Consider the following 14,068-nt stretch of genomic DNA (forward strand, 5'->3'; position numbering starts at 1 on the left):
ATGTCGCAGGCTGCGCTGAATACGCGGAACCACGAAGAGGACGAAGGGATCTCTTCGCGTCGAAGCAATGGAACTCGTCTGGCAGGTATCTTCTTCCTGCTGGTGGTCCTGTGTACCGTGCTGGTCAGCGGATGGATGGTTCTGGGCTGGATGGAAGATGCACAGCGTTTACCGCTGTCGAAAATGGTGGTCACCGGCGAGCGCCACTATACGCGCAACGATGATATCCGTCAGGCGATTCTTGCGTTAGGGCCTCCGGGCACCTTTATGACTCAGGATGTCAATATTATTCAAAGCCAGATTGAGCGTCTGCCGTGGATTAAGCAGGCGAGCGTCAGAAAGCAGTGGCCGGACGAATTGAAGATTCATCTGGTTGAATATGTGCCGTTTGCGCGCTGGAATGATCAGCATATGGTCGATGCGGACGGGAATTCTTTCAGCGTGCCTGCCGAGCGCATCGGCAAACAGAATTTACCGATGTTATACGGTCCCGAAGGCAGTGAGAACGAAGTTCTGCAGGGATACCGCGAGATGGGGCAGGCGCTGGCAAAAGATAAATTTACGGTGAAAGTGGCGGCGATGACCGCGCGTCGTTCCTGGCAGTTGACGCTGAATAACGATATTAAGCTCAACCTTGGTCGGGGCGATACCATGAAACGGCTTCAGCGCTTTATAGAACTCTACCCGGTTCTTCAGCAGCAGGCGCAGACCGACGGCAAACGGATAAGCTACGTTGATTTGCGTTATGACTCGGGGGCAGCAGTCGGTTGGGCACCGGTTCCCGTGGAAGAGAGTAATCAACAACAGAATCAGGCACAGGCAGAACAACAATGATCAAGGCGACGGACAGAAAACTGGTAGTTGGACTGGAGATCGGCACCGCGAAGGTGGCCGCTTTAGTAGGGGAAGTTCTGCCCGACGGTATGATTAATATCATTGGCGTGGGCAGTTGCCCATCGCGTGGTATGGATAAAGGCGGAGTGAACGACCTGGAATCCGTGGTGAAATGCGTACAGCGCGCCATTGACCAGGCTGAACTGATGGCGGATTGCCAGATTTCGTCAGTCTATCTGGCGCTTTCCGGCAAGCATATCAGTTGTCAAAATGAAATTGGTATGGTGCCGATTTCGGAAGAAGAAGTGACGCAGGATGACGTCGAGAATGTGGTACACACCGCGAAATCGGTGCGTGTACGTGATGAGCATCGCGTTCTGCACGTGATTCCGCAAGAGTACGCGATTGATTACCAGGAGGGGATTAAAAATCCCGTCGGGCTCTCTGGCGTGCGTATGCAGGCGAAGGTGCATTTGATTACCTGCCATAACGATATGGCGAAAAATATTGTCAAAGCGGTGGAACGCTGCGGCCTGAAAGTCGATCAGCTCATTTTCGCCGGGTTAGCCTCCAGCTATTCCGTATTAACGGAGGACGAGCGTGAACTGGGGGTCTGCGTGGTGGATATCGGCGGTGGTACAATGGACATCGCCGTATACACCGGTGGCGCGCTGCGTCATACCAAAGTGATCCCGTATGCGGGCAATGTGGTGACCAGCGATATCGCTTACGCCTTCGGAACGCCGCCGAGCGACGCGGAAGCCATTAAGGTGCGTCACGGCTGCGCGCTGGGCTCCATTGTCGGTAAAGATGAAAACGTCGAAGTTCCGAGCGTTGGCGGGCGTCCGCCGCGTAGCCTGCAGCGTCAGACCCTGGCCGAGGTGATTGAGCCGCGTTATACCGAATTGCTCAACCTTGTCAATGAAGAGATTCTGCAGTTGCAGGAGCAACTCCGTCAACAAGGTGTTAAGCACCACCTGGCGGCAGGAATTGTATTAACCGGCGGCGCGGCGCAAATCGAAGGCCTTGCCGCCTGTGCGCAGCGCGTGTTCCATACGCAGGTACGAATTGGGGCGCCGCTGAACATCACCGGATTAACGGATTATGCCCAGGAGCCGTATTACTCAACGGCGGTTGGGCTGCTGCACTACGGGAAGGAATCTCATCTCAGTGGTGAAGCTGAAGTGGAAAAACGCGTGACGGTCGGGTCGTGGATCAAGCGGCTCAACAGTTGGTTGCGAAAAGAGTTTTAATTTTTTAAGAGAACGCAGAAAATTAGCGTTCTCAGGCGACAGGCACAATACACAAAGCCATTTATGTCGCATCGAGTCGGCAACGACGTGAGTTTCCGGGCGCTTATATGGGTAAGCGACCGGGAAGGAACGAAGGCGCTAACAAAGAGGCGGCCTGAAGAGCGAAGTGTAAAACGGAGAGAGAAATTATGTTTGAACCTATGGAATTAACCAACGACGCGGTGATTAAAGTCATCGGCGTCGGTGGCGGCGGCGGCAACGCCGTTGAGCACATGGTGCGCGAGCGCATTGAGGGTGTCGAATTTTTCGCGGTGAACACCGATGCGCAGGCGTTGCGTAAAACGGCTGTTGGCCAGACAATCCAGATCGGTAGCGGTATTACCAAAGGTCTTGGCGCAGGCGCAAACCCGGAAGTCGGTCGTAACGCCGCTGATGAAGACCGTGAAGCGCTGCGTGATGCGCTTGAAGGCGCAGATATGGTGTTTATCGCCGCCGGTATGGGCGGCGGCACCGGCACCGGCGCCGCGCCAGTGGTGGCTGAAGTGGCAAAGGATTTGGGGATCCTGACCGTTGCTGTCGTGACTAAGCCTTTCAATTTCGAAGGCAAGAAGCGCATGGCATTCGCTGAACAGGGTATTACCGAGCTGTCCAAACATGTCGATTCGCTGATTACCATCCCGAACGACAAACTGCTGAAAGTCCTGGGCCGCGGCATTTCGTTGCTCGACGCCTTTGGCGCGGCAAACGACGTGCTGAAAGGCGCGGTGCAGGGTATCGCAGAACTGATTACCCGCCCAGGCTTAATGAACGTTGACTTTGCGGATGTGCGTACCGTGATGTCTGAAATGGGCTACGCAATGATGGGCTCCGGCGTGGCGAGCGGTGAAGACCGTGCGGAAGAAGCGGCGGAAATGGCAATCTCTTCTCCGCTGCTGGAAGATATCGATCTGTCCGGCGCGCGCGGCGTACTGGTCAACATCACTGCGGGCTTCGACCTGCGTCTGGATGAGTTCGAAACCGTGGGTAACACTATCCGCGCATTTGCGTCGGATAACGCGACCGTGGTTATCGGTACCTCTCTGGACCCGGATATGAACGACGAACTGCGCGTGACCGTTGTGGCAACCGGTATCGGTATGGATAAACGTCCGGAGATTACCCTGGTAACCAACAAGCAGGTTCAGCAGCCGGTAATGGATCGCTACCAGCAGCACGGTATGTCTCCATTGACGCAAGAGCAGAAATCGGTCGCTAAAGTGGTTAACGACAATACGCCGCAAACCGCTAAAGAGCCGGATTATCTGGATATCCCAGCCTTCCTGCGCAAGCAAGCCGATTAAGAATTGGCCGGAAGTTGGGCATCTGTGCTCTTTATGCTAAACTGCTCTGCCGAATGTGCTAAATGTATTGTACACTATCGGTTGAATAGGTAACCTGGCGAGATTATACGATGATCAAACAAAGGACACTTAAACGTATCGTTCAGGCGACTGGCGTCGGTTTGCATACCGGCAAGAAAGTCACCCTGACGTTGCGCCCTGCGCCGGCAAATACCGGGGTCATCTATCGTCGCACTGACTTGAATCCCCCGGTTGATTTCCCGGCCGATGCCAAATCTGTGCGTGATACCATGCTCTGTACTTGCCTGGTAAACGAGCATGACGTACGGATATCGACGGTCGAGCACCTTAATGCCGCGCTGGCAGGCTTAGGTATCGACAACATTATTATTGAAGTCGATGCGCCGGAAGTCCCGATTATGGACGGTAGTGCAGCGCCGTTCGTTTATCTGCTGCTGGATGCCGGCATTGATGAGCTAAACAGCGCGAAGAAATTTGTGCGTATCAAAGAGACGGTTCGCGTTGAAGATGGCGATAAATGGGCTGAATTCAAACCGTACAATGGTTTTTCACTGGACTTCACCATTGATTTTAACCATCCGGCGATTGATTCCAGCAACCAGCGCTATGCGATGAACTTCTCGGCTGATGCGTTCATGCGCCAGATTAGCCGTGCACGTACTTTTGGCTTCATGCGCGATATCGAATATCTGCAGTCCCGCGGTCTGTGCCTGGGCGGTAGTTTCGATTGTGCCATCGTTGTTGACGATTATCGCGTCTTGAACGAAGACGGGCTGCGTTTTGAAGATGAGTTTGTCCGCCACAAAATGCTGGATGCGATTGGCGATCTGTTTATGTGCGGGCACAATATTATCGGCGCGTTTACGGCGTACAAATCCGGTCACGCGTTAAATAACAAATTGCTGCAGGCTGTTCTGGCCAAACAGGAAGCCTGGGAATATGTGACCTTCGAGGACGAAGCAGAAATGCCGCTGGCGTTTCGAGCGCCGACTATGGTTCTGGCGTAATAAGTCAGTCCATGCTAAATGCGACTGGTGACCTGGTACTCTCTCCGGCCAGGAAGCCAGTCGTTTTCTTTTGATATATTTGTTTCCCGCTTCGATTTCTCATCCGTATTTATTGCGCGTTTGTTCCTTTTTTAAACGTTTTTACCTTATGTGGCGCCTCATTCATGCTGCTGTGAAGGCGTATTAATGTTAGTATTTGAACGCAAAAATTTTCTCTGGGTTGCGATAAACAAAAGGTAATGCAAGTGAGTGGATTGCTGACGCGCTGGCGACAGTTTGGCAGACGATATTTCTGGCCGCATCTCCTGTTAGGAATGGTCGCGGCAAGTCTCGGTTTGCCTGCGCTTAGCAACGGTCATGAGCATGAAAGCGCATCGCCTGCAAAGACGACCTCCAGCAACCATAATCCTGCTAAAGTTAATTTCTCTCAGCTGGCGCTGCTGGAGTCTTCCAGCCGTCGGCCCAATTTTGCCGTTGATTACTGGCATCAGCACGCGATTCGCACGGTCATTCGTCATCTCTCTTTCGCGATGGCGCCGCAAACGCTGCCAGTAGCCGAAGAGTCTTCGCCGCTCCAGGCCCAGCATCTGGCTCTGCTTGATACGCTTAGCGCCCTGTTAACCCAGGAGAGCAAACCGCCAGCCGTTGTTCACCCGGTGGCGTATAACCCATCTTATTCCCACTGCGCATTTCGCGTCAGTACCTGGATTAGCCAGGTTGCTGGTATTCGCGCCGGGCCTCAACGTCTCAGCTAAACCAAAAATAAACCATTCCATTTTTGTGACTCCGCATCGCGGGGCGTTTGAGATTTTATTATGCTAATCAAGTTATTAACTAAAGTGTTCGGTAGCCGTAACGACCGTACGCTGCGTCGTATGCGCAAAACTGTCAACGTTATCAATGCCATGGAACCGGCCATGGAGAAGCTCTCTGATGACGAGTTGAAAGGGAAAACCGCTGAGTTTCGTGCGCGTCTGGAAAAGGGCGAAAGCCTGGAAAGTCTGATCCCTGAAGCGTTTGCGGTTGTTCGTGAAGCCAGCAAACGCGTCTTTGGTATGCGCCATTTCGATGTCCAGTTACTGGGCGGCATGGTACTTAACGATCGCTGCATTGCCGAAATGCGTACAGGGGAAGGTAAAACCCTGACCGCAACCCTGCCTGCATATCTTAATGCGCTGACGGGCAAAGGCGTTCACGTCGTAACCGTCAACGACTACCTGGCGCAGCGCGACGCGGAGAACAACCGCCCGCTGTTTGAATTCCTCGGTATGACCGTAGGCATTAACATGTCCGGCTTGCCTGCACCGGCTAAACGTGAAGCCTACGCCGCCGATATCACTTATGGTACCAACAACGAATATGGTTTTGACTATCTGCGCGACAATATGGCGTTCAGTCCTGAAGAGCGCGTGCAGCGCAAACTGCACTATGCGCTGGTGGATGAGGTCGACTCCATCCTGATCGATGAAGCGCGTACTCCGCTTATCATTTCCGGCCCGGCTGAAGACAGCTCCGAAATGTATAAGAAAGTGAACAAAATTATTCCGCATCTGGTGCGTCAGGAGAAAGAAGACTCCGACACTTTTACCGGCGAGGGGCATTTCTCGGTTGATGAGAAAGCGCGCCAGGTTAACCTGACGGAACGCGGTCTGGTATTGATTGAAGAACTGCTGGTGCAGGAAGGTATTATGGACGAAGGTGAGTCTTTGTATTCGCCAGCTAACATTATGCTGATGCACCATGTTACCGCTGCGCTGCGTGCGCATGCGCTGTTCACCCGCGATGTTGATTATATCGTGAAAGAGGGTGAAGTTATTATCGTCGATGAACATACCGGCCGTACCATGCAGGGGCGCCGCTGGTCTGATGGGCTACATCAGGCCGTAGAAGCGAAAGAGGGCGTTGAAATCCAGAACGAGAACCAGACGCTGGCATCAATTACTTTCCAGAACTATTTCCGCTTGTATGAGAAGCTGGCGGGGATGACCGGTACTGCGGATACCGAAGCGTTTGAGTTTAGCTCGATTTACAAGCTGGATACCGTGGTGGTACCGACCAACCGTCCGATGATTCGTAAAGATATGGCGGATCTGGTCTATATGACCGAAGCGGAAAAAATTCAGGCCATTATTGAAGATATTAAAGAGCGTACCGCTGCGGGTCAGCCGGTTCTGGTGGGGACTATTTCTATCGAAAAATCGGAAGTGGTCTCTCATCAATTGACTAAAGCGGGTATCAAGCACAACGTGCTGAACGCGAAGTTCCACGCCAGCGAAGCGGATATCGTTGCTCAGGCTGGTTATCCGTCCGCGGTGACCATTGCGACTAACATGGCTGGTCGTGGTACGGACATTATGCTGGGGGGGAGCTGGCAGGCTGAAGTCGCCCAACTGGAAGACCCGACCCCGGAACAGATCGCGCAGATCAAAGCCGACTGGCAGGTACGTCACGATGCGGTTCTGGCTGCTGGCGGTCTGCATATTATCGGTACTGAGCGCCATGAGTCTCGTCGTATCGATAACCAGTTGCGTGGTCGTTCTGGTCGTCAGGGGGATCCCGGTTCTTCCCGTTTCTATCTGTCGATGGAAGATGCCCTGATGCGTATCTTCGCTTCTGACCGCGTGTCCGGCATGATGCGTAAACTGGGTATGAAGCCTGGTGAGGCGATTGAGCACCCGTGGGTGACCAAGGCGATCGCCAATGCCCAGCGCAAAGTTGAAAGCCGCAACTTTGATATTCGTAAGCAACTGCTGGAATATGATGACGTGGCCAACGACCAGCGCCGCGCTATTTATACCCAGCGTAATGAACTGCTTGATGTGACTGATGTTAGCGAAACGATTAACAGTATTCGTGAAGACGTGTTCAAAGTGACCATTGATGCGCATATTCCTCCTCAGTCGCTGGAAGAGATGTGGGATGTCGAAGGTTTGCAGGAACGTCTGAAAAATGACTTCGATCTTGATCTACCGATCAAAGAGTGGCTGGATAAAGAGCCAGAGCTGCACGAAGAAACTCTTCGCGAGCGTATTTTGCAGAGCGCCATCGAAACTTATCATAGTAAGGAAGAAGTGGTTGGCGCTGAGATGATGCGTCATTTCGAAAAAGGCGTCATGCTGCAGACTCTGGACTCGTTGTGGAAAGAGCACCTGGCCGCAATGGACTACTTGCGTCAGGGTATCCATCTGCGCGGTTATGCGCAGAAAGATCCGAAGCAGGAGTATAAGCGTGAATCTTTTTCCATGTTTGCTTCGATGCTGGAGTCGCTGAAATATGAAGTGATCAGTACGCTGAGTAAAGTTCAGGTGCGGATGCCGGAAGAGGTTGAAGCGATGGAACAGCAGCGTCGCGAAGAAGCCGAGCGTCTGGCGCAGATGCAACGCCTGAGCCATCAGGATGATGACGCCGCCGCTGCCGCAGCGCTGGCCGGGCAAACCGGCGATCGTAAAGTAGGGCGTAACGATCCTTGCCCATGCGGTTCCGGCAAAAAATATAAACAGTGCCATGGACGTCTGAGCTAAGCTTGATAAAATTGAGTATAAAGGCGCAGATATCTGCGCCTTTTTTATGGAATAAGTACAATGAAAAATCTGCAAATTTCAGTGGGCATTATCCGTAATTCGCAAGGGGAGATCTTTATTACCCAGCGGGCTGCCGACGCGCATATGGCGAATAAACTCGAATTCCCCGGTGGAAAAATAGAAACGGGTGAGTCGGCTGAGCAGGCTTTGGTTCGCGAACTGCAGGAAGAAGTGGGAATTACGGTAAAATCATCCCGCCTGTTTGAGCAACTGCAACATCAGTTTCCTGACCGTCATATTACGCTGTGGTTTTGGCTGGTGGAGGAGTGGGAAGGCGAGCCGTGGGGCAAAGAAGGGCAACCGGGGCGCTGGATCGCACAGCGTGCGCTGACTGCCGCCGATTTCCCTCCAGCAAATGCATCCGTGATTGCGAAGTTAGTTCAGCAGGTTCAGGCAGAATAAGGTAACTTTGGTGAATTGTGGCGGCTGCGCAACGCGTATCCGCCTTTGATGAACTTACGCTTCCTTTTCGCTCCAGCCGTCGCTGTCGGACAGGTCGCTGCTGCTTGGGATGCGTTTTTCTTCCGCAGCCCATTCGCCTAAATCAATAAGCTGGCAGCGTCTGGAACAAAACGGACGGTGGCGGCTCAGTTCGTTCCAGACCACAAGTTTGCCGCAGGTCGGGCAGTTGACGGTTATCTCTTCTGACATGTTCTTGACTCCTTAACAGCAGGCCAGTTCAAAATCAAACCGCTGCGGGATGATGCCGTGTTCGCTGTCCTGCGGTAAAAAACGAATGGCAAAACGGCTCTTATGGCCTGAAATTTGTGGATAGAGCTGGCTGGCAAGGTCCAGACGCAGGCGCAGCAGATCGGCATCCTCACTGTTATCCTGATAAAAGCCATTCAGGCTGGTTTGCTTGCGGAATGTGGCTGAGTTGCGAATCAGATCGAGAATAAGCGTCAGCGATTGCGATAGAGGGTCAAGGCTGGTCAGCCATGTCGAGACCTGCTCATCCCGATGTTCCTGCGGTATATGCAACCAGAGATGCAGCGTCGGGAGATCAAAGTTACAGCAGCCGCCCGGAATACTTAGGCGCTGGCGCACCAGCCCAATCAGGCGATCTTCTCGCAGATATTGGCCGATACGCGGGGCGGACATTAATGTGCTGCCCGATTGTTTCAGTTGCTGGCGAAGCGTGTCGATACGATCCTGATCAACCCCTGGAACTTCCGCCCACGATTGCAGCTTGCGCTGCTGGCGCTCAAGCTCTTTCAGCAGATCGGTACGGACTTCACCGCGCTCAAAAACATCTAAAAGATCGCCGATATTGCGGAAAAAATGCAGCGCATCCGCATGGCTGGTAATGGCCGGATATACGGACAGTTGCTGTAGCAAAAATTCAATACGTAGCCAGGTGCGCATTTTTTCATTAAGCGGATGTTCAAACAGAACAGCGGTATGCATTACGTTTTTTCCTGTGAGACGCCCTGCGATGCCAGCAGTTGATACTTTGCATGCAGGCGGGCAACATCCGAAGCGATGGCATCAGGTGAGCCCATATTTTCAATAACATCATCCGCAACGGCAAGGCGCTGTTCGCGCGTTGCCTGTGCGGCAAGAATATGTTCCGCATGTTGGCGGCTTACCCGGTCGCGAAGCATCGTGCGCTCTATTTGCGTCTCTTGCGGCACATCGACAACCAGCACGCGATCGGCTTTGGCGGACAAACGATTTTCGACCAGTAACGGCACAACCCAGAGAAGATAAGGCGAGGTGGCAAGTTGCATCTGCCGATGCGTTTCCCGTTGAATTTGCGGGTGCAGCAGTGCATTCAGCCAGCGCTTATCCTCGACGTGGGCAAAGATGCGTTCACGCAGAACGCGACGGTTCAGAGTGCCATCTTCGTTGTTGAGTATCTGCGGGCCGAAGCGTTCAGCAATTGCGTCGAGCGCCGGCGTGCCGGGCTCGACAACCTGGCGCGCGATGATGTCTGCATCAATAACGTTAACTCCGAGGCGTGCAAATGCGTCGGCTACGGTACTTTTACCACTGCCGATTCCGCCTGTTAACGCCACTGTGTAGGTCATACACCTCAATCCTGAAACTGACTACATGCATATTGTTTAATAAACAGGACCGTTATTTACAGCACAACGACTCTGCGGCAGTGATTTTATCGATGTGATATCAAACCGACAAACTGTTGTCACCACGCATTCTGATTTTTGGGTGCATGTAAATCAAATGGTTAAAGATAATTCGCTGGCGAGTCGCTACCGCGTATTCGCTTTGGCTATTCACCAGGTAAATTTATACAATTGTAGCGTAAAAAAAGCGAAAATCGCAGTCTTGCGCGGCTATGATTCATGCGTATGATAACGTTACTGGAGTTGTGCTCTCACAATAATGCAATTAACCCCAGGAATTCGCTCATGCGTATTGAAGAAGATTTGAAGCTTGGTTTTAAAGACGTTCTTATCCGCCCGAAACGCTCTACCCTCAAAAGCCGTTCTGACGTACAGCTGGAACGTGAATTCACTTTCATACATTCAGATCAGACCTGGTCCGGCGTGCCGATTATCGCGGCCAATATGGACACCGTCGGCACCTTTGCTATGGCGAAAGCCCTTGCCGCTTTTGGCGTTCTGACTGCGGTACACAAGCATTACAGCGCTGAACAATGGCAGGCGTTTGTACAAAGCGTATCTGCAGATGTACTACGCTACGTGATGGTTTCTACCGGTACTTCCGATGCGGACTTTGCCAAAACGGAACAGATTCTGACGCAGAGCCCACAGATTAACTTTGTGTGTATTGATGTTGCGAATGGTTATTCGGAGCATTTTGTGCAGTTTGTCGCCAAAGCCCGCGAAGCCTGGCCACAAAAAACCATTATCGCAGGTAACGTTGTCACCGGTGAAATGTGTGAAGAGTTGATTCTTTCTGGCGCTGATATTGTGAAAGTAGGGATTGGTCCCGGTTCGGTATGTACGACTCGCGTGAAAACCGGCGTGGGATATCCGCAGCTTTCCGCCGTGATTGAATGTGCGGATGCGGCGCATGGTCTGGGAGGACAGATCATCAGCGACGGTGGCTGTACTATGCCTGGGGATGTGGCTAAAGCGTTCGGTGGCGGCGCGGATTTCGTTATGCTTGGCGGTATGCTGGCGGGCCATGAAGAAAGTGGTGGCGCTGTAGTCGAAGAGAATGGCGAAAAATTCATGCTGTTCTACGGTATGAGCTCAGAGTCGGCGATGACACGTCACGTTGGCGGTGTCGCCGGGTACCGTGCGGCGGAAGGCAAGACCGTTAAGCTGCCTCTGCGCGGCCCGGTGGATAACACCGTGCGCGACATACTTGGCGGTTTGCGCTCCGCCTGCACTTACGTTGGCGCATCACGCCTCAAAGAGCTAACCAAACGCACGACTTTCATTCGCGTACAGGAACAAGAGAATCGCGTGTTTAACACACTGTGATACTGCGCGCTGGCGCGTGGGCGCCAGCGCTATCCCCCCATCCCGCTAATGGCGTCGCCGAGATGAAAAATGGGTAAATACATTGCCACTACCAGTAAGCCGACAAGCGTTCCGGTGACGATCAGTAAGACGGGTTCCAGTATGGTTGCCAGGTTATCTGCCTGCTGATGTGTCTGCTCACTGTGATGGCGAGCCAGATTCTCCAGCATGGTATCCAGCGATCCCGAGGCTTCACCGGTACGAATCAGTTGCAGACAAAGCGGTGTAAAACCTCCGCTGCGGGTGAGCGCCTGCCAGATGGGATCGCCGTGAGTAATGTGCAGGCAGGCCTGCTGTAGCCTTTGTCGCCACAGCGGGCAGCTTAAGGTTTCCTCTACGCTTTGCAGGCCTTGTAAAAAGCTAATACCTGCGCTTTGCGTTAAGGCGAGTACGGTAAAAATTTGGCTAAGTCGTTGCCCGGATAGCAATTTTCCAAATACCGGGAGTGAGTGCAGCAGTTTTTGACGGCGGAGCAACCAGTCTGGTCTCTGGCGAATGACCCTGTTGAGAACGATCGGTAAAATGCCTGATGCAACGAGCAACGGCCAGGAGTGGGTTAGCCCTGCGCCAGCGCGCATGACCGCACGGGTCAGTAGCGGCAGCGGAGTATTAAAAGTCTGATAAATAGCGGCAAATTCTGGCAAAACGAAGTACAGCATTCCCATAATCACCAGTAGCGCCAGGGATAAAATAATGCCCGGATAGCGTAGCGCTTTTTTCACTTTCTCGGTAAGAAGTAACTGCTCTCGCTGCTGCTGTGCCAACTGGGTGCAGCAACGTTCCAGTTTACCGGTCAGTTCACCGGTACGGATCATGGCCAGATACAGTGGGGGGAATACTTCTGGCCATTTTTCCAGCGAGCTGGAAAGCGAAACGCCTTGCGCCAGATCCTCCGCCAGCGTTTGCAGAAGCGCCTGCCATTGTGCTTGAGGTTGCTGTTGTGCCAGCAATTCCAGCCCTTCCGACAGAGGGAGGCCAGCCTGCAGCAGCGTGGCTAACTGGCGGATGATTTCGCCGCTGTGGCGGGGATGCCAGAGGCTGTTTTGGACGCTGCAGCGGCGTAGCGAAAGCGGGATGATGCGTTCCTGCTGTAACATTTGCACTGCCTGCGAGCGATTATCACGCCAGAGTGTTCCCTGGCAGGGGATGCCCTGAAGGTTGATACCGCGCCAGCGCCAGAGTCGTTTAGTCGCCATGGGGGAGCCCTAAAACGCGAATCACTTCTTCCGATGTGGTCATTCCTTGCTCCACGGCCAGACACCCGCTTTCAAAGAGCGTTATCATTCCGGCGCCTCGTGCCAGGGACTCAATCTCCGTGGCGCTAAAGCCCTGAGTAATCGCCTGGCGTAGCGCACTATTGACGGGTAAAAGTTCAAATAGCGCCAGGCGACCATAGTAACCGTGATAGCAGTGCTGGCAACCCGGGGTTTCCCAACGCGGAAGCGCCCGTGGCCAGAGATTGTGCGGTATCTCGGTTACGCTGTCGGTTTCCCGACGACAGTGTGGACACAGTTTGCGTACCAGACGTTGAGCAATAACCAGTGACAGCGCAGATGAGATCATCCAGCGCGCAACGCCCATTTGCTGCAGGCGGAGCAGGGTTTCGCTGGTCGAATTGGTGTGCAGAGTGGAGAGAACCAGGTGCCCGGTTTGTGCCGCTTTTATGGCTATTTCAGCGGTTTCCGCGTCGCGTATTTCACCGACCATGATGATATCAGGATCCTGACGTAGCAGGGCGCGCAGCACGCTATGGAAGGTCAAACCGGCCTTTGGGTTAATCTGCGTTTGATTCATGCCCAAAATCGGGATCTCCAGCGGATCCTCTACGCTGCAGATGTTGACTTCATCACGATTTCGCACCTGTAGCGCACTATATAAAGTGACGGTTTTTCCGCTTCCCGTCGGGCCGGTGACCAGCAAAAGCCCCTGCGGCTGATTAAGCGCCGAATGGAAGAGAGCAAGCTGCTGAGATGAGAGCCCCAACGCCTCAATATCCAGAGCTTGTTTGACCTGGTGCAATAAGCGAAGAACGATTTTTTCCCCACCGCGACAGGGTAGTGTGGCGATACGGAAAGAGATCGGGCGATCTGCCAGTGTCAGCGTAAACTGGCCGTCCTGTGGTATGCGGTGTTCGGCAATGTCCAGATTGCCGAGCACCTTAAGCCGGGCGGTGACGGGAGCGGCGAGCTCCGGAGCAAGCGGCACCAGCGGTTGAAGGACGCCATCGACACGTAGACGAATTCTCAGGTGATTTTCACTGGGTTCAATATGGATATCGGATGCGCGTTGGCGTAGCGCTTGCTCCAGAATGTGATTAACCTGGTCAATTACATTGACTGACGTTTCGCTGTGGAGTGAGGCCAGCGCTGTTCCCGGAGCCTGTAGCCGCTTGTCCATCTGCTCCTGGCTCCAGCACTCGATGTCGATCCGTTTCCGGGTAGAGAAACGTAATGCTTCCATCAACTCCGGTGCTGGCGCATCAACGACGGCGATAGTCATGGTGGAATCATCGCTGTCGAGTAGCAGCGCCTGGTAGCGTTGGCAGAGAGGGGTTAATTGTTCAGTGTTCACGGT

The 14,068-nt window shown here is 53.3% G+C and carries 13 protein-coding genes; 8 read left to right on the forward strand and 5 right to left on the reverse strand.

Features of this window, described 5'->3' with window-relative positions; genetic code table 11:
* The 7 genes from ftsQ to mutT all read left to right on the forward strand — a co-directional run bounded on the left by ftsQ (position 1) and on the right by mutT (position 8,438).
* Positions 1 to 834 (forward strand): cell division protein FtsQ, encoded by an 834-nt coding sequence (gene ftsQ, locus FE839_RS17005; RefSeq protein ID WP_138361960.1) that lies wholly within the window; start codon positions 1 to 3, stop codon positions 832 to 834.
* Positions 831 to 2,087 carry a cell division protein FtsA gene (ftsA, locus tag FE839_RS17010; RefSeq protein WP_138361961.1) on the forward strand — a complete coding sequence of 419 codons (1,257 nt, stop codon included), beginning with the start codon at positions 831 to 833 and terminating at the stop codon, positions 2,085 to 2,087. The genes ftsQ and ftsA overlap by 4 nt, the downstream gene beginning before the upstream one ends.
* 188 nt (positions 2,088 to 2,275) lie before the next feature.
* On the forward strand, positions 2,276 to 3,427 hold the full coding sequence (gene ftsZ / locus FE839_RS17015; protein ID WP_138361962.1) for a cell division protein FtsZ: 1,152 nt from the start codon (positions 2,276 to 2,278) through the stop codon (positions 3,425 to 3,427).
* Positions 3,428 to 3,537: 110 nt separating this feature from the next.
* Positions 3,538 to 4,455 carry a UDP-3-O-acyl-N-acetylglucosamine deacetylase gene (gene lpxC / locus FE839_RS17020; protein WP_138361963.1) on the forward strand — a complete coding sequence of 306 codons (918 nt, stop codon included), beginning with the start codon at positions 3,538 to 3,540 and terminating at the stop codon, positions 4,453 to 4,455.
* A gap of 245 nt (positions 4,456 to 4,700) precedes the next feature.
* A complete protein-coding gene (gene secM / locus FE839_RS17025; RefSeq protein WP_206665978.1) occupies positions 4,701 to 5,210 on the forward strand; it encodes a secA translation cis-regulator SecM in 510 nt (169 codons plus the stop codon).
* Between the two features lie 60 nt (positions 5,211 to 5,270).
* Positions 5,271 to 7,976, forward strand: a complete 2,706-nt coding sequence (secA, locus tag FE839_RS17030) for a preprotein translocase subunit SecA (protein WP_138361965.1) — start codon at positions 5,271 to 5,273, stop codon at positions 7,974 to 7,976.
* A 60-nt stretch (positions 7,977 to 8,036) separates the two neighbouring features.
* Positions 8,037 to 8,438, forward strand: coding sequence for an 8-oxo-dGTP diphosphatase MutT (mutT, locus tag FE839_RS17035; RefSeq protein WP_138361966.1), 402 nt, complete (start codon positions 8,037 to 8,039; stop codon positions 8,436 to 8,438).
* Positions 8,439 to 8,492: 54 nt separating this feature from the next.
* Here the strand turns inward: mutT and yacG are convergent, their stop codons facing one another.
* From yacG to coaE, 3 genes are read right to left on the reverse strand one after another with little or no spacing between them, the layout of a single operon-like run.
* Positions 8,493 to 8,687 carry a DNA gyrase inhibitor YacG gene (yacG, locus tag FE839_RS17040; RefSeq protein ID WP_138361967.1) on the reverse strand — a complete coding sequence of 65 codons (195 nt, stop codon included), beginning with the start codon at positions 8,685 to 8,687 and terminating at the stop codon, positions 8,493 to 8,495.
* A gap of 12 nt (positions 8,688 to 8,699) precedes the next feature.
* Entirely contained in the window at positions 8,700 to 9,443 is a 744-nt protein-coding gene (gene zapD / locus FE839_RS17045; RefSeq protein ID WP_138361968.1) for a cell division protein ZapD, read from the reverse strand.
* Entirely contained in the window at positions 9,443 to 10,066 is a 624-nt protein-coding gene (coaE, locus tag FE839_RS17050; RefSeq protein ID WP_138361969.1) for a dephospho-CoA kinase, read from the reverse strand. Before coaE ends, zapD begins: the two co-directional genes overlap by 1 nt.
* Positions 10,067 to 10,411: 345 nt before the next feature.
* On the opposite strand from coaE, the gene FE839_RS17055 reads away from it, so the two are divergent.
* Positions 10,412 to 11,455, forward strand: coding sequence for a GMP reductase (locus FE839_RS17055; RefSeq protein WP_138361970.1), 1,044 nt, complete (start codon positions 10,412 to 10,414; stop codon positions 11,453 to 11,455).
* Between the two features lie 29 nt (positions 11,456 to 11,484).
* On the opposite strand, the gene hofC is transcribed toward FE839_RS17055, so the two are convergent.
* Positions 11,485 to 12,690, reverse strand: coding sequence for a protein transport protein HofC (gene hofC / locus FE839_RS17060; RefSeq protein ID WP_138361971.1), 1,206 nt, complete (start codon positions 12,688 to 12,690; stop codon positions 11,485 to 11,487).
* Positions 12,680 to 14,065 (reverse strand): type II secretion system protein GspE, encoded by a 1,386-nt coding sequence (gene gspE / locus FE839_RS17065; RefSeq protein WP_138361972.1) that lies wholly within the window; start codon positions 14,063 to 14,065, stop codon positions 12,680 to 12,682. Before gspE ends, hofC begins: the two co-directional genes overlap by 11 nt.
* Between the last annotated feature and the right edge of the window lie 3 nt (positions 14,066 to 14,068).

It is taken from the genome of Klebsiella indica (assembly GCF_005860775.1).
Taxonomy (GTDB): Bacteria; Pseudomonadota; Gammaproteobacteria; order Enterobacterales; family Enterobacteriaceae; genus Klebsiella; species Klebsiella indica.

Coding starts and splice junctions, on each gene's coding strand:
- ftsQ (WP_138361960.1), top strand. CDS start 1: ATGTCGCAGGCTGCGCTGAATACGCGGAACCACGAAGAGGACGAAGGG.
- ftsA (WP_138361961.1), top strand. CDS start 831: ATGATCAAGGCGACGGACAGAAAACTGGTAGTTGGACTGGAGATCGGC.
- ftsZ (WP_138361962.1), top strand. CDS start 2,276: ATGTTTGAACCTATGGAATTAACCAACGACGCGGTGATTAAAGTCATC.
- lpxC (WP_138361963.1), top strand. CDS start 3,538: ATGATCAAACAAAGGACACTTAAACGTATCGTTCAGGCGACTGGCGTC.
- secA (WP_138361965.1), top strand. CDS start 5,271: ATGCTAATCAAGTTATTAACTAAAGTGTTCGGTAGCCGTAACGACCGT.
- mutT (WP_138361966.1), top strand. CDS start 8,037: ATGAAAAATCTGCAAATTTCAGTGGGCATTATCCGTAATTCGCAAGGG.
- yacG (WP_138361967.1), bottom strand. CDS start 8,687: ATGTCAGAAGAGATAACCGTCAACTGCCCGACCTGCGGCAAACTTGTG.
- zapD (WP_138361968.1), bottom strand. CDS start 9,443: ATGCATACCGCTGTTCTGTTTGAACATCCGCTTAATGAAAAAATGCGC.
- coaE (WP_138361969.1), bottom strand. CDS start 10,066: ATGACCTACACAGTGGCGTTAACAGGCGGAATCGGCAGTGGTAAAAGT.
- FE839_RS17055 (WP_138361970.1), top strand. CDS start 10,412: ATGCGTATTGAAGAAGATTTGAAGCTTGGTTTTAAAGACGTTCTTATC.
- hofC (WP_138361971.1), bottom strand. CDS start 12,690: ATGGCGACTAAACGACTCTGGCGCTGGCGCGGTATCAACCTTCAGGGC.